Annotated in this window: 21 protein-coding genes; 11 read left to right on the forward strand and 10 right to left on the reverse strand. The window is 71.1% G+C overall.

Translation table 11 applies throughout. The features are described from left to right. Positions 1–2 precede the first annotated feature (2 nt). Complete coding sequence (locus LIV37_RS42610; RefSeq protein WP_020873268.1) at positions 3–1,310, forward strand: flavin monoamine oxidase family protein; 1,308 nt, start codon at positions 3–5, stop codon at positions 1,308–1,310. Positions 1,311–1,343: 33 nt separating this feature from the next. Here LIV37_RS42610 and LIV37_RS42615 read toward each other — a convergent pair whose 3' ends face one another. Then, the gene (locus tag LIV37_RS42615; protein WP_020873269.1) at positions 1,344–1,904 is read right to left on the reverse strand and encodes a hypothetical protein; all 561 of its coding nucleotides are present in this window, start codon (positions 1,902–1,904) and stop codon (positions 1,344–1,346) included. A gap of 399 nt (positions 1,905–2,303) precedes the next feature. On the opposite strand from LIV37_RS42615, the gene LIV37_RS42620 reads away from it, so the two are divergent. Together LIV37_RS42620 and LIV37_RS42625 are read left to right on the forward strand one after the other, a co-directional pair. After that, a complete protein-coding gene (locus LIV37_RS42620; protein WP_020873270.1) occupies positions 2,304–3,467 on the forward strand; it encodes an LLM class flavin-dependent oxidoreductase in 1,164 nt (387 codons plus the stop codon). A 25-nt stretch (positions 3,468–3,492) separates the two neighbouring features. Next, the gene (locus LIV37_RS42625; protein ID WP_214664203.1) at positions 3,493–4,554 is read left to right on the forward strand and encodes an LLM class flavin-dependent oxidoreductase; all 1,062 of its coding nucleotides are present in this window, start codon (positions 3,493–3,495) and stop codon (positions 4,552–4,554) included. 4 nt (positions 4,555–4,558) lie between these two features. Here LIV37_RS42625 and LIV37_RS42630 read toward each other — a convergent pair whose 3' ends face one another. The 5 genes from LIV37_RS42630 to LIV37_RS42650 all read right to left on the reverse strand — a co-directional run bounded on the left by LIV37_RS42630 (position 4,559) and on the right by LIV37_RS42650 (position 9,497). After that, the gene (locus LIV37_RS42630) at positions 4,559–5,047 is read right to left on the reverse strand and encodes an FmdB family zinc ribbon protein (RefSeq protein ID WP_020873272.1); all 489 of its coding nucleotides are present in this window, start codon (positions 5,045–5,047) and stop codon (positions 4,559–4,561) included. 9 nt (positions 5,048–5,056) lie between these two features. Further along, positions 5,057–6,346 carry a hydroxyacid-oxoacid transhydrogenase gene (locus tag LIV37_RS42635; RefSeq protein ID WP_020873273.1) on the reverse strand — a complete coding sequence of 430 codons (1,290 nt, stop codon included), beginning with the start codon at positions 6,344–6,346 and terminating at the stop codon, positions 5,057–5,059. 78 nt (positions 6,347–6,424) lie between these two features. Next, positions 6,425–7,243 (reverse strand): N-acyl homoserine lactonase family protein, encoded by an 819-nt coding sequence (locus LIV37_RS42640; protein ID WP_020873274.1) that lies wholly within the window; start codon positions 7,241–7,243, stop codon positions 6,425–6,427. Further along, positions 7,240–8,673 (reverse strand): MFS transporter, encoded by a 1,434-nt coding sequence (locus tag LIV37_RS42645; RefSeq protein ID WP_243146054.1) that lies wholly within the window; start codon positions 8,671–8,673, stop codon positions 7,240–7,242. The genes LIV37_RS42640 and LIV37_RS42645 overlap by 4 nt, the downstream gene beginning before the upstream one ends. 50 nt (positions 8,674–8,723) lie before the next feature. Further along, positions 8,724–9,497 carry an SDR family oxidoreductase gene (locus LIV37_RS42650; protein ID WP_020873276.1) on the reverse strand — a complete coding sequence of 258 codons (774 nt, stop codon included), beginning with the start codon at positions 9,495–9,497 and terminating at the stop codon, positions 8,724–8,726. Positions 9,498–9,750: 253 nt separating this feature from the next. Between LIV37_RS42650 and LIV37_RS42655 the strand changes: the two genes are divergently transcribed. Beyond that, complete coding sequence (locus LIV37_RS42655) at positions 9,751–10,974, forward strand: alpha-hydroxy acid oxidase (protein WP_020873277.1); 1,224 nt, start codon at positions 9,751–9,753, stop codon at positions 10,972–10,974. Positions 10,975–11,066: 92 nt separating this feature from the next. Here the strand turns inward: LIV37_RS42655 and LIV37_RS42660 are convergent, their stop codons facing one another. After that, positions 11,067–12,503, reverse strand: coding sequence for an aldehyde dehydrogenase (NADP(+)) (locus tag LIV37_RS42660; RefSeq protein ID WP_020873278.1), 1,437 nt, complete (start codon positions 12,501–12,503; stop codon positions 11,067–11,069). A gap of 178 nt (positions 12,504–12,681) precedes the next feature. Between LIV37_RS42660 and LIV37_RS42665 the strand changes: the two genes are divergently transcribed. Together LIV37_RS42665 and LIV37_RS42670 are read left to right on the forward strand one after the other, a co-directional pair. Then, positions 12,682–13,788 carry an alcohol dehydrogenase catalytic domain-containing protein gene (locus LIV37_RS42665; RefSeq protein WP_121823843.1) on the forward strand — a complete coding sequence of 369 codons (1,107 nt, stop codon included), beginning with the start codon at positions 12,682–12,684 and terminating at the stop codon, positions 13,786–13,788. Between the two features lie 43 nt (positions 13,789–13,831). Then, positions 13,832–14,650: a 2-keto-4-pentenoate hydratase gene (locus tag LIV37_RS42670; protein WP_020873280.1), complete on the forward strand. Its 819-nt coding sequence runs from the start codon at positions 13,832–13,834 to the stop codon at positions 14,648–14,650. Between the two features lie 54 nt (positions 14,651–14,704). Here the strand turns inward: LIV37_RS42670 and LIV37_RS42675 are convergent, their stop codons facing one another. After that, on the reverse strand, positions 14,705–15,475 hold the full coding sequence (locus LIV37_RS42675) for an NADPH-dependent F420 reductase (protein WP_020873281.1): 771 nt from the start codon (positions 15,473–15,475) through the stop codon (positions 14,705–14,707). 144 nt (positions 15,476–15,619) lie between these two features. Between LIV37_RS42675 and LIV37_RS51900 the strand changes: the two genes are divergently transcribed. Together LIV37_RS51900 and LIV37_RS42690 are read left to right on the forward strand one after the other, a co-directional pair. Next, positions 15,620–16,249: a TetR/AcrR family transcriptional regulator gene (locus LIV37_RS51900; protein ID WP_020873282.1), complete on the forward strand. Its 630-nt coding sequence runs from the start codon at positions 15,620–15,622 to the stop codon at positions 16,247–16,249. Between the two features lie 66 nt (positions 16,250–16,315). After that, complete coding sequence (locus LIV37_RS42690) at positions 16,316–17,089, forward strand: IclR family transcriptional regulator (protein ID WP_121824950.1); 774 nt, start codon at positions 16,316–16,318, stop codon at positions 17,087–17,089. Positions 17,090–17,109: 20 nt separating this feature from the next. Here the strand turns inward: LIV37_RS42690 and LIV37_RS42695 are convergent, their stop codons facing one another. Then, positions 17,110–17,559, reverse strand: coding sequence for a hypothetical protein (locus LIV37_RS42695; RefSeq protein WP_020873284.1), 450 nt, complete (start codon positions 17,557–17,559; stop codon positions 17,110–17,112). 275 nt (positions 17,560–17,834) lie between these two features. Between LIV37_RS42695 and LIV37_RS42700 the strand changes: the two genes are divergently transcribed. The 3 genes from LIV37_RS42700 (at position 17,835) to LIV37_RS42710 (ending at position 21,725) form a co-directional block, all read left to right on the forward strand. Then, positions 17,835–18,626: an FHA domain-containing protein gene (locus tag LIV37_RS42700; RefSeq protein WP_020873285.1), complete on the forward strand. Its 792-nt coding sequence runs from the start codon at positions 17,835–17,837 to the stop codon at positions 18,624–18,626. 110 nt (positions 18,627–18,736) lie between these two features. Next, a complete protein-coding gene (locus LIV37_RS42705) occupies positions 18,737–19,519 on the forward strand; it encodes a polysaccharide lyase family 7 protein (protein ID WP_243146053.1) in 783 nt (260 codons plus the stop codon). Positions 19,520–19,856: 337 nt separating this feature from the next. Beyond that, on the forward strand, positions 19,857–21,725 hold the full coding sequence (locus LIV37_RS42710) for a serine/threonine-protein kinase (protein WP_020873287.1): 1,869 nt from the start codon (positions 19,857–19,859) through the stop codon (positions 21,723–21,725). A gap of 51 nt (positions 21,726–21,776) precedes the next feature. Here LIV37_RS42710 and LIV37_RS42715 read toward each other — a convergent pair whose 3' ends face one another. Then, on the reverse strand, positions 21,777–22,388 hold the full coding sequence (locus LIV37_RS42715) for a DUF305 domain-containing protein (RefSeq protein ID WP_020873288.1): 612 nt from the start codon (positions 22,386–22,388) through the stop codon (positions 21,777–21,779). Positions 22,389–22,415 lie beyond the last annotated feature (27 nt).

Genomic DNA, 22,415 nt, shown 5'->3' on the forward strand with positions numbered 1-22,415 from the left:
ACTTGCCCGGGCAGCCAGACGTCGTCGTCATCGGAGCCGGAGTCGCCGGCCTGATCACCGCTCGCGAACTCGGCCGGAAGGGAGCCAAGGTCGTCGTCCTCGAGGCACGCGACCGGATCGGCGGCCGGACCTGGACCGATCACCGGCTGGGGCGGGACCTGGAGCTGGGCGGCACCTGGGTGCACTGGGTCCAGCCGCACGTCTGGGCGGAGATCACCCGCTACGGCCTGGAGATCACCCGCGGCCCCCGCTCGGAGGAGACCTACTGGCTCGCCGGGGACCAGGTGCGCCGCGGGACCCTGGACGACTTCATGCGGCTCATCGACCCGGGCATGACCCGGCTGCTGGAAGACACCATGAAGTGGATCCCCCGCCCGAACGCGCCGCTGACCGTCCCACGGCTGGCCGACGTCGACCAGTTCAACCTCCAGGAGATGCTCGACGACCTCGAACTGTCCGTCGACGAGAGGAACGCCAACGAGGCCGCGTGGGTCGGCCACTTCAACGCCCCGCTCGACCGGTGCGCCTACGCCAGCGCCCTGCGCTGGACCGCCGCCACCGCCGGGTCCTGGCACCTCATGCACGAGGCATCCGCGATCTTCCGGCTCGCCGGCGGCACCCGGAGCCTGGTGGAGGCCATCGCCGCCGACGCGGAAGCCGACATCCGGCTGTCCGCGCCGGTCCGTTCCCTCACCCACGACGCCCACGGCGCCGAGATCACCTACGGCGACGGGCACACCATCACCGCCCGGCGCGTGGTGGTCACCGTGCCGCAGAACGTCCTGCACCAGCTCGACATCGCCCCCGCGCTGCCGGACGGCAAGCTCCGCCCCAGCCTGGAGAAGACCGCCTCCCGTGGCGCCAAGGCGTGGATCCGGGTCCGCGGCCGCATCAAGCCCTTCTTCGCCTACTCCTCTCAAGCCCACCCCCTCTCCGTCGTGCGCACCGAGTTCATCGGGGAGGACGACGCCGTGCTGGTCGCCTTCGGCCCGGACTCGACCCGGATCGATGTCAACGACCCGAAGGCCGTCGACGCGGCACTGAAGGTCTGGCGCGACGACCTCGAGGTGCTCGAGGCCGGGGGCCACGACTGGATGGCCGACCCCTACTCCCAGGAGACCTGGCTGATCCAGCAACCCCACCACCTCACCCGCTACCACCGCGCCCAGCAGGAGAGCACCGGAGTCCTGCACTTCGCCAGCAGCGACTACGCGAACATCTGGGCCGGTTTCATCGACGGCGCCGTCGAAAGCGGCACCCGAGTGGCGCGCCAGGTCCACCGGGACCTCCAGCGGCCCTCCGCCGGCTGACCGGCACGCCGTGGTCCGCCCCTGGGGGTCGCCTCAGGCGGTGACCTCCCGGTGCATGGTCCGGAGCTGGTGTGTCGCGGCCGGGAGGTCGAACTCCTCGGAGTAGGTGAGGGCATCCTCCCAGTGGACATATACCTGGTTCGACCGAGTCCACGCCAGGAGGTCGACGATCCGCGTGAAGGCCGACGGGGCGAACGGCGGCACCGGATCCTCGTCCTCGCCCTCGAGGTACCTCGTCGTACGCAGTTTCCGCCCCGCCAGCAGGCGCAGCCAGGCCGCCGCCGCGTAGGCTGACTGCGACACGACATGCCGCTCCGGGTCCTGGTCCTCGGAGTAGCACAACCCCACCTCGGTCAGTTGCTCATGGACGGCGTCGAGGTCGATCGGCTCGCCGGCGGCGGCTTTGCGGATTCCCCGCACCGCATCCGGGGTCGAGAGCACGGGCTCGTCGCTCAATTCCTCGTCCTCTCGCTCAACGCGGTCGAGCAGGGGAGCGATCAGGCCGTAAAGGCGGCGCATCCGCTCATGCGGGTCCAGCTTCGCGGCGAACTCATCGATGATCTCCAGCAGTTCGGAGTATGTCGTGTCCGTCATACCCGCCTGGATAGCACGAGGCACGGACACGCAGGTCGTCGAGGTTCCGCAGCATGAGACACCAAAAGGTGTCCATTGACAGCGGCTCCTGTGGTCACGACCATATGGGATATGCATTCGACGCATTCGGGCGTGCTCTGCCGCTACGTGGACTACCTGCGCACCTCCAGCGCGCTCTGTCGCTGACCGGGCGGTCGCACCGCCCCCGGAGGCCCGGCACCCGTAGCTGACCACCTCCTGCCACCGGCCCGGCCCGGCCCGGAAATCCTCCCTCCCCCGGCACCGTGCGCTCCGTACGCGGGTGTGCGCCGCCCGGGTATCCCGTTGCGCTCGTCACGGTCCGGCGTCCGCCCGCCCCTGCCGCGTACCAACTCGCCCGCCCCGAAAGGCAATTGACCCATGTCGGCTTCCGCCCCAGCACCCGCGTCGTCGGTCGAGTTCATCGGCATGATCGAGACCCAGGAGGTCTCCGAGACCCGGCCCGCCACCGGTCCGGCGATCGACCCGGAGTACACCACCCGCTTCGCCCGCGCCCATGAGGACGCGGGCTTCGACCGGATCCTGATCGGCTACAGCTCCCGTCGGCCCGACGGAACCCAGGTGGCCGCGCACGTGGCGGCCCGCACCGAGCGGATCGGCCTGCTCATCGCCCACCGCCCCGGCTTCGTCGCCCCCACCCTCGCCGCGCGGGGCTTCGCCACCCTCGACCAGTTCACCGGCGGGCGCGTGGCCGTGCACACCATCACCGGTGGCAACGACGCGGAGCAGCGCAAGGACGGCGACTACCTGGGCAAGGACGAGCGCTACGAGCGCACCGACGAGTACCTGGGCATCCTGCGGCGCGCCTGGTCCTCCGCCGAGCCGTTCAGCCACGAGGGCCGCCACTACCAGTTGGAGGACTACTCCTCCCAGGTCCTGCCGCACCGGGCCACCGGCATCCCGCTGTACTTCGGCGGCTCCTCCGAGGCCGCCTACCGGGTGGGCGGCAAGCACGCCGACACCTTCGCGCTGTGGGGCGAACCGCTCGCGGAGACCGCCGAGCAGATCGCCTCCGTACGCGCCGCCGCGGCAGCCTCGGGACGTGCCGGGGCGCCCGGGATCAGCGTGTCCTTCCGCCCGATCCTGGCGGCCACCGAGGAACTGGCCTGGGAACGGGCCCACCGCGTCCTGGACACCATCAGGACCGGGACCGGACGCCCGTTCTTCCACCAGCAGAACGGCGAGCACGCACCCCAGAACGCCGGATCACGGCGGCTCCTCGCGGCCGCCGCCAAGGCCGACCGCCACGACCGGGCGCTGTGGACCCCCACCGCCACCGCGACCGGCGCGGGCGGCAACACCACCGCCCTCGTCGGCACCCCCGAGACGGTCGCCCAGGCGCTGCTGGACTACGTGGACATCGGCGCCACCACCCTGCTCATCCGCGGTTACGACCCGCTCGACGACGCCATCGACTACGGCCGCCATCTGATCCCCCTCGTACGCCAGGAACTCGCCCACCGCGCCGCCACCGCACTGTCCGCCTCGTCCGCTCCGGCCGCTCCGGCCGCCCCGTCAAGGTGAGTCGCTCCGCGACAATGGAACGGCAATGGTGTGCGGCGGAGTACGCCGCGGACGCTGGAGGAATCCTGTGGCGCTGACCTCGAAACCCCTGCGCAAGCTGGGCTTCTTGACCATTGGGCTGTTCGACGGGGCCGACCCCCGCCCTGGCCATGAGTCGACACTCGAGATCATCGAACTGGGCGAGCGGCTGGGTTTCGACAGCGCCTGGGTGCGCCACCGCCATCTGCAATACGGCATCTCCTCTCCCACGGCCGTTCTGGCGGCGGTCTCCCAGCGCACCAGCCGCATCGAACTGGGCACGGCCGTCATCCCCACGGGATGGGAGAATCCGCTGCGGCTGGCCGAGGACCTGGCGACGGTCGACATCCTGTCCGGGGGCCGCCTCAACCCGGGGGTCAGCGCCGGTCCGCCGCACCACTACGACCAGGTCAAGGGCGCGCTCCACCCCGACACCGCCGACGCCGAGGACTTCGGCCACGAGCGGGTGCGACGGCTGCTGGACTGCGTACGCGGCGAACCGGTCACCGACTTCAGCGGTGTCGAGGGCTTCGAGGTGTTCTCCGACCGCGTCCAGCCGCACGCCCCGGGGCTCGGCCGCCGCATGTGGTACGGCGGCGGCAGCCTGCGGTCGGCCCAGTGGGCCGGTGAGCACGGAATGAACCTGCTCACCAGCAGTGTGGTGAAGGCGGAGAAGTCCGAGGACTTCGCCGAGATCCAGCTTTCGCACATCCGGACCTTCCGCGCCCACCACCCCGACGGCGACCGAGCCCGTGTCTCGCAGGGGCTCGTCGTGATCCCCACCGACACCGCCTCACCGGAACAGCGCGCGAAGTACGAGCGATTCGCCCAGCAGCGGCTGCCGCGTACCGCCACGCCCCAGGGGCCCGCGCGCATGATGTTCGCGCCCGACCTCGTCGGCACCTCCGATGACATCGCCGAACGGCTCACCTCGCACGCCGCGTTCCGGGAGGTCGAGGAGGTGGCGTTCGCGCTGCCCTTCACCTTCGGCCACGAGGACTACGTACAGATCCTCAGCGACATCGCCGGCAAGCTGGCCCCGGCACTGGGCTGGCAACCGGCCCGGTAGCGCTTCACGAAGGCTCCGACGGCTTCGCCGGCTTCGGCTCGTGCCCCTGCCCGTGCGTGTGAGAGTGCCCGTGCTGGTGTGAGTGCCCGTGCCCGTGTCCGTGCGTGTGTCCGTGGCCATGTCCGGCTCCCCCGGACGGCGCGGGCAACGGGTCCCCGGCGCGGAGCGGGGCCGCCTCGTATCTGCCCTCGTGGGCGACGATCGGCCGCCGGTCGCCCGCGAGTTCGGGGTACCTCTCCTCCAGCTTCTGCCGGGACTCGGCGGTGCGCCGCATGGCGGTGACGTAGTCGCGGTCGCCGCGGTAGGTCCCTTTCCAGGTCTGCGGCATCCGCTCCGGCGGCGGTGGCACCGCGGCGGTGCCACCGAGGGCGAAGCTGCTGGGGATCTTGCGGGTCGCGGTCCCGCAGTCCGGGCAGTTCGGCAGCGGGGCCGTGAACGACTGGATCACCTCGAAGCGGTGCCCGGTCTCGCAGACGAGTTCATAGATGGCCATCGGTCCTCCTCACCAGAGTGACAGCGAGCGGTCGAAGATCCCGGCGAGGTCGTCCTCGGTGACCTCGCGCGGGGCGGTGGCCAGCAGCCGCTGCTGCTTCATGGCGCCGTCCACCAGTGCGGGGATGTCGCCCTTGCCGTAGCCGACACCGCCGATGCCGTCGGGCATGCCGATGTCGCGCATCAACCGCTGGATCGCGGTGGGCAGATACTCGGCCGCGTCGGCGGGGCGTTCCATCTCCGGGGCGAGGAGTTCCGCGGCCCGCAGATGCCGCTCGGGCTGCGCGCTGAAGGTGAAGCGGAACGCCTCCGGCGCGGTGAGCGAGACGGCCATCCCGTGCGGCACCATCGGCTCGTGTGCGGGGTAGCCGGCCGGGTGGAAGTCCTTCACCCGCCCGGCGATCGGGTAGGCGTTGGCGTGCGGGATGTGCACACCCGCGTTGCCGAAGCCGAGACCGGCGAAGGTGGCCGCCAGGGCCATCTCGGAGCGCGCCCCGGGGTCGTCCCCGTCGCGGACCGCGGTACGGAAGGACCGCGCGAGCAGGTGCAGAGCCCGCTCCGACCACGCGTCGGAGATCGGATTGGCACCGCAGTACGGCACCCGCTGCTCGGGGTGTTTGCGCGGATAGGTGTCGTACGGGCGGGCCGTGTAGCTCTCCAGCGCGTGGCAGAGGATGTCCATGCCGCTGGCGGCGGTCACCCCGGCGGGCAGGGTGAAGGTCAGGTCCGGGTCGATGACCGCGAGGGTGGGCCGCAGCCGGGCGTGGCTGATGCCGGTCTTCACCTTCAGCTCCAGCACGTCGAGCACGCAGATGGTGGTGGACTCCGAGCCGGTTCCGGTGGTGGTGGGGACCGCGACCAGCGGTTTGAGCGGGTTCTCGGGCGCCAGCGCCCTGCCCACGGGCGCGTTGATGTAGTCCATCAGCGTGCCGGGGTTGGTGCTCAGCAGGTTGACGGCCTTGGCGGTGTCGATGCTGGAGCCGCCGCCCACCGCGACGAAGGCGTCCCACGGGCCCGACGCCCGCGCATGGTCGACCGCCTCCCGCAGGCTGACGTCGGTGGGTTCCACATGCACACCGTCGAAGACATGGGCCTCGATGCCGAACGCGGTCATCCGTTCGGCGATGCGATGTGGCGCGCCGGTGGCGGCCACCCCGGCGTCGGTGATCACGAGGACCCGGCGGACCCCGTGCTGGGAGAGGTCGAAGCCGATCTCGTCGGATGCTCCCGGCCCGAACTTCAGCGCCGGGGCGCCGTAGGTGAACACGGACTCGGGTCGGGCCGGAACGGTGCTGCTCATACGCGTCCCTCCAGGGGATCGGAGTAGGTCCCGGCGGCGCGGCGAGCCGGGCTCGGAGCGCCGGCCGGGTCCGGACGATCAAGCGTAGAAGCCATCGGGGGCGAGCCGCATCGAGCGCAACTGCTCGGCGTCGTGGCCGAAGACGACGGTGGCGTCCGACCGCTCGGCGATGCCGCGGATCTTCTCCACCGAGGCGTACCAGGCGGTCAGGTCGTTGACGATGGCGGCGGGGGTGGCCGGCGGGCCGTAGGAGTCACCCATGTAGACGGCGTCCGAGGTGAACAGCATCGTCCCGGTCTCCGGCAGGTCCACCTTCATCGACATCGTGCCGGGGGTGTGCCCCGGGGCCTCGATGAGGGTGACACCGGGCAGGATCTCGGTGTCGCCGCTGACGGTGTCGAAGTCACACGCCGCGTAGTCCGTCTTGAGGTGCGCACCGTTGAAGGCGCCCTCGAAGCCGAAGGCGAACTCCTTCTCCTTCTCGTGGCACACCAGCCGCGCGCCGGTGCCGGTGAACATGCCGATGTTCCCGGCGTGGTCGAAGTGCAGATGGGACAGGACCAGATAGTCGATGTCCTGCGGCTGGACACCGAGCTGGCCGAGCCGCGCGTCGAGGTACTCCTCGTCGCCCACCTGGTCGTAGGGGAAGTACTCCTGCAAACCGGTCGGGGCCCAGCGGGTCTCCCAGTCGCGGGGGCAGCTGGTGTCCCACAGCAGCGTCCCCTCGGGGGTCTCCACCAGTACGCAGTGGGTGGTGCAGGAGTACCACTCCGGGGGCCGCTGGTGCTCGGTGCGCGTCCGCATCGTTCGGCCCGCCTTGAGCAGCAGCCACGTCAGATCGCAGCTCATCGCTCCGCAGCTCAGTACGTGGACCTTGTTCGCGGTCTTCGCGGTCATGGAGCTTCACCTCCGGTCGGGACGCCGCCGCCCGAGGGCCGGGCGGCGGTCATGGAAGAAGGGGTCTGGTGGGACTTGGTGTGATCGGGGGTGTGTTCGGGCTGGAGGTCGCGTCCCCGGGATTCGCGGACGATCAGCGCGCACACCAGCCCGACGAGCGCCGCGCCCGCCCAGATGGAGGCGATCGGCCAGGAGGCGCCGTCGGCCGCGCTGACCAGGGCGCCCGCCACGAGCGGTACGAACCCCGCCACGACACCGCCGAGTTGATAGCCGATCGAGGTACCGGTGTAGCGGACGTCCGCGGGGAACAGCTCCGCGTACATCGCCGCCGTGGGCGCGTACATCCCCGCGTGTGCCACGGCGAGGGCGAGCAGCATGGCCAGCCAGGTGAGCCCGGTCTGCCCGGTGGCCAGCAGCCAGAAGAACGGGAAGGCGAGCACGGCCGCGAATCCGGCCGCGCCCAGGAACACGGGGCGCCGGCCCCAGCGGTCCGACAGCGCGCCGAAGCAGGGCACCGCCAGCCCCTCGGCCACCGCCGCGATGAGCATCCCGGTCAGCAGCACACCCCGCGACAGATCGAGATGGGAGGAGCCGTAGGACAGCACGAAGACCGAGACGATGTAGAAGGGGACACCGGCCGAGATGTACATGCCGACGGTGAGGGCGATCGCCTTCCAATGGTGGCGGAACGCCTCCATGGCCGGCATCTTGCGCGCCTGCCCCGACGCCTTCACCTGGGCGAACGTCCGGGTCTCGGTGATGCGCGAGCGGAGGAAGAGACCGACCCCGATCAGCACGACGCTGAGCAGGAACGGGATGCGCCAGCCCCAGGCGAGGAGGTCGTCGTCGGGCAGCGTGGAGACCGCCGCGAACACGGTCGATGACAGCACCAGCCCCAGCGGCACCCCCATCTGCGGCAGGCTCCCGTAGAACCCGCGCCGGTCGCGTGGCGAGGACTCCACGACCATCGTCACCGCGCCGCCCCACTCGCCACCGACGGCGAACCCCTGGAGGAAGCGCAGCGTGACCAGCAGGACGGGCGCCCAGAGGCCGATGGTCCGGTAGCCCGGCAGCAGGCCGACGACGACGGTCGCCGCGCCCATCAGGAACAGCGTGAGCATGAGCGCGTGTCGGCGCCCCACGCGGTCCCCGAAGTGACCGAAGATCACTCCGCCGAGCGGGCGGGCGATGAAGCCGACCGCGAAGGTGCCGAACGCGGCCAGGGTGCCGGCCGTGGGTGAGAAGTCGGGGAAGAACTCCGTGCCGAAGACCAGCGCCGCGGCGAGGCCGTAGATGTAGAAGTCGTACCACTCGATCGTGGTGCCGATCATTCCGGCCAGCGCCGTTCTGCGGATGGCCGCCTGGGATGGCTGGAGATGTCCTTCGGCTCTGGCGTCGGGTGCCGCGTCGGTGACGGGGATGTGGCTCATGCGGGTGCGCTGCTCTCGTCTTGGGGAGTCGGGTGAACCCTCTGGCGGGGTCAGAGGGTTGGCACCATGCCGCCGTCACACCGGAGGGCGGTGCCCGTGATGTACGCGGCCTGGGTGCTGCACAGAAACGCGGCGGCGGCGCCGAACTCATCGGGTTCGCCGTAGCGCCCGGCCGGGATCGTGGCCTTGGACGCGGCCTCGATCTGGTCCAGCGGTCGGCCGGTGCGCTGGGCGGCGGCCTCGTCGATCTGCCGGGCCCGCGGGGTGGCGATGCGCCCGGGCAGCAGGGAGTTCACCGTCACGCCCTGCGCGGCCACCTCGGCGGCGAGCGTTTTGAGGTACCCGGCGAGCGCCGCCCGTCCGAGGTTGGACAGCGAGAGGTTCGGCAGGGGTGCCTGCACACTCGTCGAGCTGATGCTCAGGATGCGGCCCCAGCCCTTGTCGACCATGGCCGGGAGGGTGCCCCGCACCAGGATCTCCTGGGGGGTGACCAGCGTGGCGATGGCCTGTGCGACCCCGGCGGTGTCGGTGGCGCGGGCCGGTCCCGGCGCCGGGCCCGGCCCGTTCAGCACGAGGATGTCGAGGTCGCCGACGGCCTCGCGGGCGGCCGTGAGGAGCCGCTCGGCGCCGCCGTCCGCGACCAGGTCACAGCCCACGCCGACGGCGCCCGGCAGCTCGCCCGCCACCTCCTTGGCACGCTCGGCCGAGCGGCCTGTGACCACGACGTTGACCCCTTCTTCCGCCAGGGCCCGGGCGGTCGCCCGGCCGAGGCCGGACGTGGATGCGCAGATGAGAGCGGTTTTGCCAGTCAGACCGAGTTGCATGGCGCCTTTCCTTTTCGGTTCGCACCGTCTTAAATATAAGACGCTGTCTTATATGCAAACCAGATGGTGCCCACGGGGGAGTGATGCGTCAAGGCTTGACGCACGTCGAAGTCGAGAGTCAGACTCCGATTTCTCGGACAGCGTCCTATATCTCGTCATTGGTCGAACGGCCATTGACACCCGCACATCGAGAGGCAAGACCGTGACCGTCTCCCAGTCCCCAGTGCCGTCCGCAGCCCCGAAGCGGCTTCGCGTGGCGCGGCAGCGACCCCGGTGGTCCGAGCTCCGCGAGGTTCTGCAAGTACGCCGGCCGACCCTCAACCCGGTCGAGCGGCGGCTCGGGGCCGCGCTGAGCATCCGCGACCTCCGCAAGGTGGCGGTGCGTACGACTCCGCGCGCGGTATTCGACTACGTGGACGGCGCGGCCGACGCGGAGCTGACCGCGCGACGGAACAGGTCCGCCTTCGCGGCGGTCGAACTCGTGCCGGAGTACCTGTCGCCGGTCGACCATCCGGACCTGTCCACGCGGGTGTTCGACCGGGAGATCGCGATGCCGCTGATCTTCGCGCCGACCGGATACACCCGGATGATGCACCACGAGGGCGAGGCGGCGGTCGCGCGCGTGGCCGCCCGCCACGGCCTGCCGTACACGCTGTCCACCGTGGGCACCTCGACCGTCGAGGACGTCGCCGCGGCGGCCCCCGGCGGCGAACACTGGTTCCAGCTCTATCTGACCCGCGACGAGCGCCTCAACGCGGAACTCCTCGACCGCGCGCTCGCGGCCGGATTCACCACCGTGGTCCTCACCGTGGACACCCCCGTGGCGGGCCGCCACCCCAAGGACATGCGCAACGGCCTCACGATCCCGCCGTCGCTCACCCTGCGCACGCTGTTCGGCATGGCCCGCTACCCGTCCTGGGTGCTCAACAAGCTGACCACGGCCCCGATCGCGTTCGCGTCGCTGCGCAGCATGGCCGGCGAGACGGACGTGATCGACGCCGTACGGGTGGCCGACGTGGTCTTCGAACCGACCCTGAACTACGACCATCTGGCGTGGCTGCGCGCCAACTGGCCGCACCGGCTGCTGGTCAAGGGCGTCCTCAGCCCGCGCGACGCGCGCCGCGCCGTCGAGACGGGCGCGGACGGTGTGGTCGTGTCCAACCACGGGGGACGGCAGCTCGACCGCACCCCGGCCACCCTCACGGTGCTGCCCGGGATACGCGAGGAGCTCGGCCCCGACGCCACGGTGATCCTCGACAGCGGCGTCACCCATGGCCAGGACATCCTCGCCGCGCGGGCGCTCGGGGCGGACGCGGTCATGATCGGCCGCGCCTATCTGTACGGCCTGATGGCCGGTGGTGAGCGGGGCGTGGAGCGCGCCGTCACGATCCTCCGCGAGGAGTACTCACGCAGCCTGCAACTGCTCGGGCTGAACGCGAGCGACGCCATCGCGCGGCACCACGTGCGGATGCCGTGAGCGGTCGTATGAGGTGAGCGGCCGTATGCCGTGAGCGGTGTGGGAACGGGAGAGGGCCCGCCGGCGAGGCGGGCCCTCTGGCCGATCTCGGCTCAGGAGACCCGCTGTGGAACGCTCAGCGGGTTCGCGTCGCGCAGTGCGGGCGGCAGCAGGTGCTGCGGTACGCCCTGATAGGCGACCGGCCGCAGGAACCGGTGGATGGCCTCGGTCCCCACCGAGGTCGTGGCCGGTGCCGTGGTGGCCGGGTAGGGGCCGCCGTGCTGCTGTGCGTAGGTGACCGACACGCCCGTGGGCCACTGGTTCCACAGCACACGTCCGGCCTTGGCGGCCAGCAGCCTGATCAGCTCCGCGGCGATGGTGTCGTCGTCCTCGCCCTGGATGGAGGCGGTGAGCTGTCCGTCGATGGCCCTCGCCACCTCGAGCAGTTCGCTCTCCTCCGCGTACTCCACGACCAGCGCGGTCGGCCCGAACACCTCCCGGATGAGCGCATCCGGGTCGCGGAGCAGGTCGGCCGAGGTCGTGCACAGCACAGTCGGCGACGGACCGGCGCCGTCGTGGTCGCCACTCACCAGGACGCGCACCCCGGCGGTGTCGCGCAACTCCCGCACCGTACTCGCGTAGGAGGTCCGGATGCGCTCGTTGAGCAATGTGAGCGGCGCGTCCGGGACCGCGCCGGGCAACTCGTCCACCAGCTTGGCCGAGGCCGGGACCAGCAGGATGCCGGGCTTGGTGCAGAACTGCCCGGCGCCGAGGGTGAACGACCCGATGAACTCCGAGACGATCGCGGCCCCGCGCCGCCCGGCGGCGGCCTCCGTGACGAACACCGGGTTGACGCTGCCGAGTTCACCGAAGAACGGGATGGGGTCCGGACGGCCGTTCGCGAGGTCGAGAAGCGCCCGGCCCGCCTCGGTCGATCCGGTGAACGCTCCCGCCTTCACCCGCGGGTCCACGATCGCGGCCCGGCCCGACTCCGTCCCGAAGACCACGTCGAAGAGCCCCTCGGGCGCGCCGGTGGACCGTAGCGCCTGCCGCACCACCTCCGCCGTGGCGGCCGAGAGCCTGGGGTGGCCGGAGTGGGCCTTGACCACGACCGGGCAGCCCGCCGCGAGCGCCGAGGCGGTGTCCCCGCCCGCCACGCTGAACGCGAACGGGAAGTTGCTCGCGGAGAAGACGACGACCGGGCCGAGCGGTTCGAGCACCCGGCGCAGATCGGGCCGCGGGCCCATCGGCCACGCGGGGTCGGCACGGTCGATCGTCGCCCCGAGGTACTCGCCCCGCGTCACCATCTCGGCGAAGAGCCGGAGCTGGAAGACCGTGCGGACCATCTCGTTGCCCAGCCGGGGCTCCCCGAGGGACGTCTCCTCGTCCGCGATGGCCACCAGCTTCGGCGCGGCCTCTTCGAGCGCGGACGCGATGGCCTCGAGAAACGGGGCGCGGCCGGCCGGTTCGAGGCGGCTCCACCGCTCGAACGCGCCCGTGGCGGCGTCGAGTTTCCGCACCAGCTCCAGCGCGTTTGTCGCATCGGTCATCAGGCGTGCTCCCTTATGATGTCTTAAATATGAGACATAATCTTACTCTCAAGACACGGTTGCATGCGTCGGCGCCTCCGTCAACGTGCTTGACGGCCGCCGAGACGGCCTCACATACTCAACCTGTAAGACAACGTCTGAAGTTTCGTACACGGTGGACAGAGTGAGGCGTGGCTCCATGAAGGCAGCAGTACTGCACCGGCCCGGTGCGCCGTTGACCGTCGAGGACGTCGACCTCGACGCCCCCGGACCGGGCGAGGTCACCCTCCGTGTGCTCGCCGCGGGGGTGTGCCACAGCGATCTGCACTACATGAACGGCGACCTCAACGTCCGCCTGCCCGCGGTGCTCGGGCACGAGGGGACGGGCGTGGTGGAGCGGGTGGGGGAGGGGGTGACCCGGGTCCGCCCCGGCGACACCGTCATCACGCTGTGGCGCCCGCGGTGCGGCGACTGCGAGTTCTGCACCACCGGCCGCCCCGCCCTGTGCGCGCTGGGCCGGGTGCAGGCGGCCTCCGGCGGTCTGCTCGACGGGACGTCACGGCTGAACCTGAACGGCGAGAAGCTGCACCACCTCATGTGCGTCTCCTGCTTCGCCGAGCAGTGCGTCGTGTCCGAACGGTCGGTCCTCACGATCGATCCGGACGTTCCGCCGGAGATCGCGGCGATCACCGGATGCGCCGTGGTCACCGGGGCCGGTGCCGCGCTGAACGTCATGAAGGACGCCACCGGAGAGGGTGTCGTGGTCATCGGCGCCGGTGGCGTCGGGCTGAGCGCGGTGATGGGGCTGCGCCTCGTCGGCGCCGATCCGATCGTCGCCGTCGACACGGTGGACGCCAAGCTGGAGAAGGCACTCGAGCTCGGCGCCACCCACGCGGTCAACGTCCGCACGCACGGCCTCGCCGAAGAGCTCACCAGGATCTCGCCACGTCCGATGGCCTGGTCACTGGACGCGGTCGGCAGGCCCGAGACACTCGCCCAGGCGGTCGAGGTCGTGGGCACCGGCGGGACCGCCGTCGCCGTCGGCCTCGGCAAGGTGGGCGCCACCGCGGCTGTGCCCGTCAACCCCCTGGTACAGCAGGAGAAGCGGCTGATCGGCAGCCTCTACGGCTCGGCCAACACACCGGTCGACATCCCCAAGCTGGTCGAGCTCTTCAAGACCGGCCGGCTGCCGCTCGACAAGCTGCTCGGTGAACGGTACGAACTGTCGGCGGTCAACGAGGCGTACGCGGCGCTGGCGCAGGGGGCCACCGGCCGTGCGGTGATCGTTCCCGGCCCTAAGCTGTGAGTGCGGACCGGCTCATGAACGGAACCGGTGGTAGGGGAGATCGATGAACAGGGAACTGGTCGCGGAACTGGGCCGACGGCTGTGGCACGCGAGCAACGGAGCCGTCGCCGTCGACCCCGCCGAGGTCGACTCGGGCGCGGTGGACGCGGCCGCGGTGGACGCGGCCCTGGCCGATCGGCTCGATGGCCTCGAAATGGCCTATGCCGTCCAGGGCGCCGGCCACGACCTGGCGATCGCCGCCGGTGAGCGGGCGATCGGCTACAAGGTCGGCCTCACGGCGCGGCCCGCGCGGGAGGCTTTCGGTGCCGATGAGCCCGCTGCCGGCTATCTGCTCGCCGGCAGGCTGATCGAGGACGGCGAGCCCCTCACCACGGCTGGGCTGTTCGCCCCGCTGGCGGAAGTGGAGGTCGCGTTCACCCTCGGTGAGGCGCTGACCGGTCCGCGGGTGACCGCTGGGGACGTCCGCGAGGCCACCGCCGCCGTGGCACCGGCCTTCGAGATCGTCGACAGCCGGTGGCGTGGCGGCGCGCGAACGCTCCCCATGCTCGTCGCCGACAACACCAACGCCGCGCGCGCGATGGTGGGCCCCGCGGTCGCGCCGTCGGCTGTGGACCTGTCGAAGCTCGCCGCCACGCTGACGATCGGCTCCCGCACGGTGCCGGGGAGCGCGGCCGCCGTCATGGGCGACCCCGCCGAGGCGGTGGCATGGCTCGCCCGGCATCTGCTGCGCGGTGGAAGGCGACTGGAAGCCGGGGACATCGTCCTGAGCGGCACCCTGTGCGCCCCGACGGCGATCAGCGTCGGCGATCGCCTGGTGGCCGACCTCGGTGAGCTGGGCCGGATCGCCCTCGACGTCAACTGACCAGCAGGGGCTGGGGCCAGGGCGTATGCGGCGCCAGCCCCTGTGTGAGGGGCGTCAGCGCATCACGCGGTCCGCGGTGAGAACGCGGGACGTCTCGGCCAGCAGGGCGCGCAGCCGGTCCGCGGACAGCGGGGCGCCCGGGTCCGCGGGCGGCCGGGTCCGGAACGGGCCGCCGGACCTGATCTCCTCGACCATCTTGGCCATGGCGGCCTTCAGGCCGTCGGTGTCGGCGAAGTAGGGCACCACATAGGCGGCGGTCTCCGGCTCGAAGCGCCAGCTCTCGGCCAGGGGGCCCGCGTCGACGGTGTCGAAGCCCAGCCGGTCGATCAGGGCGGCGGCGCTCGCCTTCGCCTCCGGGTCGTCACCCGCGATCGGCAGGGCGGTGCGGTCGGCGGCTCCGGTGGGACGGGCGAGCGCCGGGATGTGTCCGTCGCTGATGTTGTTGAACGCCTTGACGAGCTTCGCACCGGTCAGGTGGAGCTGGACGAGTTCGCTCGTGGTGGTCTTGCCCGAGTCGAGCTCGTCGAAGTCCCCGTCGCGGAACGGGTAGTAGTTGATCGTGTCGAGCACGACCTTGCCCGCCAGTGCGGCGGCCGGGAGCTTGCGGTAGGCGGCCAGCGGGATGCTCACCACCACCCAGTCGCCCGCCCGGGCCGCCTCCTCGGGCGTCGCGGCCCGGGCGCGCTCCCCGAGCTCGGCGACCGTCTGGGCCAGGGTCTCGGGCCCGCGGGAATTGGACAGGACGACGTCGATGCCCGCCGCGATCGCGAGCCGGGCCAGTTTCGTGCCGATGTTGCCGCTGCCGATGAAGCCAAGCGTTGCCATGAAAGAGGTCTCCTCATCTGACGGACCCGCCACCGGACCGGAGTAAACGGAGCGAGTGCTCCTCTTGAAGGTAACACAAGCGGAGCACATGCTCCGTAATATCCGGAGCGAGTGCTCCATAAAGCCGCCTGTACGCTGAATGCCGTGACCAGCGCCGACCAGTCCACGCCCACGCAGCCCCCCGCCAGGCGCGCCCGCCGGGCGGACGCCGAGCGCAACCGCGCCGCGATCATCGAGGCGGCCGGTGTGGTCTTCGCCGAGCAGGGCTGTGCCGTCGACGTCCGCGAGATCGCCCGGCGCAGCGGCGTCGGCATGGGCACGCTCTACCGCCACTTCCCGACCAAGGACGACCTGCTCGCCACCGTCATGGAGCGGGAATTCACCTCCTGGCTCACCGCCGCCCATCAGGCGGCGGCCGCGACCGAGGATCCCTGGGAGGCCCTGACCGGCTTCTTCGAACAGGCCCTCACCAATCAGGCGCACAACCGCGCCCTCGTCGAGACCTACACCGCCACCGGCGCCCCCGCGCACCAGTGCGCCCGGCGCCGCGACGCCTTCATCGACGAACTGCGCATCCGCTGTGTGGACGCCGGACTTCTGCGCGACGGCGTCACCACCGCCGACCTCGTCCTGCTCAGCACCTCCCTGAGCCAGACCGTCCAGGCCACCGACGACAGCCACCCCGGCCAGTGGCGCCGCCTTCTGCGCATCTCCCTCGACGGCCTCAGCAGCCGCAATGCCGAACCGCTGCCGGACGCGGACGCCGGGACATAGGTGTCTGATATTTTGGACGCTGTCTACGGAAATGTGTTCCGCTGAAACGTGTGCTGGGAGGCCATCGTGGCGCGTCTCACCGCTCCGGCCCTTCGCCGGGGCCTGGACATCCTGGAACTGCTCATCGACCAGGATGAGGGGCTACGGGTTCCGGAGATCACCCAACACCTCGGCCTGCCCCGTGCCACCACGCACGAACTCGTCAACACGCTGGCCGACCGCGGCTATGTGACGATCTCCAAGGAGACCGGACGCGTCGCGATCGGGCTCAGCGCCCTGCGTCTCGGCGCGGGCTACGAACGCGGGCTCGACCTCGCCACCGTGGGCCGGGAGTGCGCCGGCGAGGTGGCGCGGGCATGCGGCGAAACGGTCCAGGTCGTCGTGCGCGACGGCGGATTCGCCGTGTTCATCGTGCGCATCGACAGCAAGTACTCGGTCCGGCTGGTGTCCCAGGTGGGGAGCCGCCTGCCCGCCTCCTGCACCGCGGGCGGAAAGGCTCTGCTCAGCGCCCTCTCGGCCGGGGAACTCGATGAGCTGTTCCCGAACGACAAGGCGCTGCGGCAGATGACCTCCAACAGCATCTCCACCCGCAAGCAGCTCCTGTCCGAAATCGAGACGGCCCGCGAGCGCGGCTGGACCGAGGAGTACTGCGAGTCCAACGACCACGCGGCCTGCGTCGCCGCCCCGGTGCACGACCGCCTGGGCAACTGCGTGGCGGCCATGAGCATCTCGGTGCCCACCCCGCGATGGGGCGACGCGGAAAAGGACCACTACGTCGAACTGGTCCGCAACGGCGCGAAGGCCATGGCGCGACGCCTGGGAGCGAGCGTGCCGTCGTAACACGCACCAGCGCGCACTGGTCACCGGACGGTTTGGTGGCGGCGGGTGCGGAAGTAGGCGCGGCTGCTGGGGGAGTGGAGGAGGGTCACGCCGGTGGCGGAGATGGCGATGGCCAGGATGGCGCGGACCGCGTAGTCCGGCTGGTAGACCCCGCCCGGGTCGGAGAGTCCGCGCATCGCGTGCGGGAGCAGATAGACGAGGAAGAGCACGGCCGTCACCGTCGCCGTGACGCGGGCCGGGCGGCCGCCTTTGCGGAGCCGGAGGGCGGCGCCGACGGTGATGAAGAGGAGCAGGTATACGAACTGGGTCAGCTCCGGGTCGTTCACGGCGATGGTGGCGCTGATGAACGCCGAGACGACCAGCAGGACGGCGGCCGCGGTGATGTGGCCGGGGCGCTGGACCGGGTCCGGGGCCGAGTCCGGGTCCGCGGCCGGGCCCGGCCAGTGGTCATCGTCCGGTGAGCCGGTCATCGTGCCCTCCTTGTCCGCGGATCCGGTGGCCGAGCGGCGGCCGTGCCGGGGTCGTGGCGGGCATCGTCCGTCCGGGGGACCGGGACCCGTCCCGGACCGGACACGGCATTCAACTCGTACGCTTGTGGGGGCCGATGAGCCCCGTGCCGTGGCGACGGGGCGTCCTCCCGCCGCACGCGCCCGCTTCGGGACGGGTCCCGGAGGAGGGCGCGGACCCTGGTGGGAGTGCGTGTCCGCGCGCGTGTCGAGAATCGCCAGAACCGAGGAGACCGCCGATGCCCCTCTCCGCCAGCCTCGCGCGCGGAGTCGCGCCCAGCACGCCCGGCATGCTGCACGCCCGCACGCTGACCGGCGATCTCAGCGCCCCGCCCCGGCCGGGGCTGACGGTCCGTTTCGGGCGGGGCGAGAAGCCGGATGTGGATCTGGGCGTCGGTGTGGACGACCTCCGGGTGAGCAGGCGCCACGGCGAGCTGACGTATCGCCAGGGGCAGTGGTGGCTGCGGAACACCGGGCGGCAGCTCGTCCGGCTGCCGCGCGGCACGATGATGCACCTCAGCACCGAGCCGATCCCGCTCGACACCGGCTACACCCCGCTGTTCGTCAGGGGTTCCGGCTACCGTGAGCACCTGGTCGAGCTGTATGTGGCGGGCCATGACGACCAGGGGCCGGTGTCGCGGCGGCGCGCCGAGACGCTCAGGCCGGAGATCTGGCCGCTCGACGACGACGAACGGCTGCTGCTGGCCGTCCTCGGCCAGCGGTATCTGCTGTACGAGGAGGATCCGCGCCCCCTGACGTACGCCACGGCGGCCAAGCAGCTCATGTACCTCCGCCCGGACGCGGGCTGGAACGAGCGCAAGATCGAGTATCGGGTCGAGGCCGTACGCCGCCGTCTGCACAGCACCGGCTTCAGATACCCGGTGATGCACGACAAGTCGCAGGGCCGCCCCGCCGACAACGGGCTGCTGCACAACCTGCTCAAGGGGCTGGTGGAGTCCACCACGCTCGTACCGCCCGATCTGGACCTCATCGAGGACGACGCCCTCTGGCCCGATCCCGCGCCGGAGTAGCCCGAGCCATTCGGCGCTGACTGCCCGTTTCCGGGACCCGTCCCGGAAGCGGCGGCGAATCATGCCTGTCGCCGAACCAAGTCGCCGAACGAACAGGAAGGAACACCCCCATGAGGTGCATGCGCATCGTCGTCCTCGCGGGCATCACCGTGGCAGCCACGACGGCCGCCCTCGCGCTCCCGGCGCAGGCCGACATTCCGGCCCGTCACCACGGCCCGGCCGCCCAGTGCGAGTACCCCGCCGACGTCCTCGATCTGACCAACTGGAAGCTGACGCTGCCCACCGGCGAGGACGAGGATCCGACCGACGTCACACAGCCCGAGCTCGCCACCTTCTCCGCCAAGCCCTGGTTCCAGGTCACCGGGGACTGCGACGCGGTCCGGTTCCGCTCCTCCGTCAACGGCGTGACGACGGGCGGCTCCAGCTACCCGCGCGCCGAACTTCGGGAGATGACAGACGAAGGGGAGGAGGAGGCAAGCTGGTCGACCGGCGAGGGCACCCACACCCTCGTGGTCAAGGAGGCGTTCACCGCGCTCCCCAAGGAGAAGCCGCACCTCGTGGGCGCCCAGATCCACGGCGGGGACGACGATGTCACGGTCTTCCGCCTCGAAGGCAGCAAGCTCTACATCACCGACGGCGACGACGCCCACCACCACCTCGTCACCGACGACTATGAGCTGGGCACCGAGTTCGAGGCCAAGTTCGTCGCGCGGAACGGGAAGATCGACGCCTATTACAACGGGGAACGTGAGACCACGATCTCCTCCGACGGCGACACCAACTACTTCAAGGCGGGCGCCTACACCCAGGCCAACTGCGACAACTCGGACCCCTGCGACGATGACAACTACGGCGAGGTCCACATATCCAGCCTCAAGGTCACCCACTCCTGACCAGGGGGGGCGGTGCCGGGTCGCACCCGTCGCGGGGAGGCCCGGCACCGGCGCGACGCGCGAACGCGCGCCGATGGCATGTGACAGTGGCGCCTGCCCCCGTCGCATGTGCTCCCGCAACACCGCAACCTCCACAAAGGTGAAGATTTCTGGAGTGGTGGGTGAATTCCCTTCTCAACCGGCCAGGTCCCACGCGCCTCCGGCGTGAACCGAGCCCCGTACCGCCCTCACGAACGCCGCAACCGGTACGTGTCTTTCCGCGTACGCAGTAAGTTCGATCCGCGTGCGGTAACGGCAGACAGCAGCGGTTCTGGTCTCGTAGGAGGGGAGTGTCGTCGTGCGGCGGGGGGAGAAGGTCGGCAAGTACCGGCTCACCAAGGGGCCCGTCGAGGGAGGGAGAGGCGCGGTCTGGTTCGCCGTCGACACGGAGCTGGGCCGGTCCGTCGTCCTCAAGCGGGCCCTGCTCGAGGACAACAGCCAGGCCGACTTCGACGAGCTGCTGGCCGAAGCCCGCGCCCTGGCGAAGTTCAGCCATCCGAACGTGGTCACCCTCTACGACGCCGTCCGCGCGGGCAAGGGCAGGAACGCCACGTTCTGGCTGGTGATGGAGCATGTGACCGGCGGCAGCCTGGACGTCCCGGTGAAGATGGCCCCCGAACTCGCGGCACATATCGGCGCGCAGATCGCGGCCGCGCTGGCGGCCCTGCACCACAAGGGCCTCGTGCACTGCGACGTCAAGCCCGGCAATATCGTGATCACCCCCGACAGGGTCGCCAAGCTGACCGACTTCGGCGCCGCGTACCGGGTGGACGGCAGCGAGACGATCACGCCCAACGGGCCGGTCAGCCTCACCCCCTTCTTCGCCGCCCCCGAGGCGTTCCGGGGCGCGCCCGAGCGTGCGTCCGATGTGTTCTCGCTCGGCGCCACTATGTACTGGCTGGTGACCGGGACCCCGCCGATGCGCGGCGCCGGGCGGGCGGTCCGGATGGAGGCCATCAGCCCCCAGGTCGGGCCGCTCGGATCCATCCTCACCGCGATGCTCCAGCGCGAGCCCGGGGCCCGGCCCGCGGCCGCCGAGGCGCTCGCCGCCCTCAAGGACATCGCGGGACCCCCGGACCAGTTCCCGGCCCTCCCGATGGCCCCGTCGACCACGCCCTACACGGACGTCCTGACGCGTGGCGAGGTTCCGGCGGCAGGGCCGCCGCGCCGCACGGCGACGCTGGTCCGGCGGCGCCCTTTGCTCATGGCCGGCGCCGCCGCCGTCACGGCACTGGCCATCGCCGTTCCGTTCATCGTGATGAGCCTGGGTGACGATGACGGGGCCAAGGCCGCCCCGGCACCGGGCAGAACGGCCGCCGCGGGCTTCATCGGCGACCCCCGTACGGCCGACCCCTGCGCCCTGCTGAACGCCACCGTGTTCCATCGGTACGACGAGGCCCGGCTCGACCGGGATTACGGCAATTTCAACCGGTGCGATGTCCTTCTGCGGGAGCGGAGCGAGGAGGTCGTGGACGTCAGGGTGGAGCTCGACGCCGATTCGCTGCCGGAGGGCGTGGAGAGGAAGACCGAGGGCAGGGTCACCGTCGTGGAGCGCGCCGCCGAGGACGACGAGTGCGAGCGGGCCGTGGCGGTGACCGGCGCCCGCGACAACAGCCTCCGGGTCACCGCGGCGGCGAGACAGCCCGACGAGCTCAAGGAGCCGCTGTGCGACACCGTCGATCGCGCCGCGAAAGTCGCGGTCAAGGTGCTCAACCGCGGTGAGATCCCCCGGCGTTCCCCGGACTTTCCGTCCAATTCGCTGGCCCACCTGGACGCGTGTACGTTGCTCGACGTCAAGGCGCTGGAGAAGGTGCCCGGGATCGACGCCCGGGACCCGGACGTCGGGTTCGGCCGCTGGCAGTGCCAGTGGAAGTCCACCACCAGCGAGTACGAGGTGGACTTGCGCTTCGACCAGGGCGATCTGCCGCACGACAAGGGCGCCCGGTCGACCAAGCTCAGCGATCGTCAGGCCATCGTGCTGCCGGAGGACGAGGGCCCGGGGAGCTGCCGCGTCGAGGTGGTCCACCGTGACTACACCGGCCTGGACCGGGTGAAGGGCACCGAGCGGGTGGCCCTCGTCATGAAGGGGGCGGGCCGCAAGGGACGGCCCTGCGAACTGGCCACCGACCTCGCCGGGTCGGCCGCCGCGGCGTTGCCACCCGCCTGACGGCCGTGGCGTCGCCGTCCGTCTGAACCGCCGCCCGTGCGCCGCGCCCGGTTAAGGGAGGCGGGCTCGCCAGGTGTGCGATGTCCGCTCCACGCTCGCGGCCAGTTTCCTGGTGGCAGGATCGGCGCCCGCCGAGCGCTCCGAGTGGGCGACCCTCACCGACTGGTCGAGGTGTTCGCGCATCGCCGCGAGGAAGAGCGCGTCGAAGGCGGTGCCCTTCGCCCGCTCGATGGTGCGCAGTTCGTCCTCCGTCACCATGCCGGGCATGTCGTGCCCCGCGTGCGGATCGGTGTCGGGTACGCCCGCCCGGGCGAGCAGCTCTCGCAGCCGTACGACTTCGCCGCGACAGGCGGTGGCCACCGGTTTCGCCCACTTCTCCACCGCGGCGTCGGAGGAGTGGCCCGGGACCAGGTCCAGCAGGAGCACCGCTTGGTCGTCCATCGCGATCATCAGCTGGATCCAGCCGATGTCGCTGGAGTTGAACGTCCCCGACGTCGCTTGCCCGCTCGGGGCCCGTGCGGCGGGGTGCCGCGCCGCCGATGTCGACCGCGCCTCGTCCGACGGCTTCCCGCTGTCCTCGCCGCATCCCGTGGCGAGCAGTACCGCCAGTATCGCCAGTACCGCTACGGACGCCGCGCGCCGCGCGGCGGTGGCCGCCGCCATGGCGACTCCCCTCGTCTCTCGTAGGCG

The organism is Streptomyces rapamycinicus NRRL 5491, assembly GCF_024298965.1.
Taxonomy (GTDB): Bacteria; Actinomycetota; Actinomycetes; order Streptomycetales; family Streptomycetaceae; genus Streptomyces; species Streptomyces rapamycinicus.

Bases quoted from the DNA above. Each gene is read 5' to 3' on its own strand.
- LIV37_RS42620 (WP_020873270.1), top strand. From the start codon at position 2,304: ATGTCGGCTTCCGCCCCAGCACCCGCGTCGTCGGTCGAGTTCATCGGC.
- LIV37_RS42615 (WP_020873269.1), bottom strand. From the start codon at position 1,904: ATGACGGACACGACATACTCCGAACTGCTGGAGATCATCGATGAGTTC.
- LIV37_RS42670 (WP_020873280.1), top strand. From the start codon at position 13,832: ATGAACAGGGAACTGGTCGCGGAACTGGGCCGACGGCTGTGGCACGCG.
- LIV37_RS42660 (WP_020873278.1), bottom strand. From the start codon at position 12,503: ATGACCGATGCGACAAACGCGCTGGAGCTGGTGCGGAAACTCGACGCC.
- LIV37_RS42640 (WP_020873274.1), bottom strand. From the start codon at position 7,243: ATGACCGCGAAGACCGCGAACAAGGTCCACGTACTGAGCTGCGGAGCG.
- LIV37_RS42700 (WP_020873285.1), top strand. From the start codon at position 17,835: ATGCCCCTCTCCGCCAGCCTCGCGCGCGGAGTCGCGCCCAGCACGCCC.
- LIV37_RS42630 (WP_020873272.1), bottom strand. From the start codon at position 5,047: ATGGCCATCTATGAACTCGTCTGCGAGACCGGGCACCGCTTCGAGGTG.
- LIV37_RS42715 (WP_020873288.1), bottom strand. From the start codon at position 22,388: ATGGCGGCGGCCACCGCCGCGCGGCGCGCGGCGTCCGTAGCGGTACTG.
- LIV37_RS42665 (WP_121823843.1), top strand. From the start codon at position 12,682: ATGAAGGCAGCAGTACTGCACCGGCCCGGTGCGCCGTTGACCGTCGAG.
- LIV37_RS42625 (WP_214664203.1), top strand. From the start codon at position 3,493: ATGGTGTGCGGCGGAGTACGCCGCGGACGCTGGAGGAATCCTGTGGCG.
- LIV37_RS42650 (WP_020873276.1), bottom strand. From the start codon at position 9,497: ATGCAACTCGGTCTGACTGGCAAAACCGCTCTCATCTGCGCATCCACG.
- LIV37_RS42695 (WP_020873284.1), bottom strand. From the start codon at position 17,559: ATGACCGGCTCACCGGACGATGACCACTGGCCGGGCCCGGCCGCGGAC.
- LIV37_RS42645 (WP_243146054.1), bottom strand. From the start codon at position 8,673: ATGAGCCACATCCCCGTCACCGACGCGGCACCCGACGCCAGAGCCGAA.
- LIV37_RS42705 (WP_243146053.1), top strand. From the start codon at position 18,737: ATGAGGTGCATGCGCATCGTCGTCCTCGCGGGCATCACCGTGGCAGCC.
- LIV37_RS42635 (WP_020873273.1), bottom strand. From the start codon at position 6,346: ATGAGCAGCACCGTTCCGGCCCGACCCGAGTCCGTGTTCACCTACGGC.
- LIV37_RS42675 (WP_020873281.1), bottom strand. From the start codon at position 15,475: ATGGCAACGCTTGGCTTCATCGGCAGCGGCAACATCGGCACGAAACTG.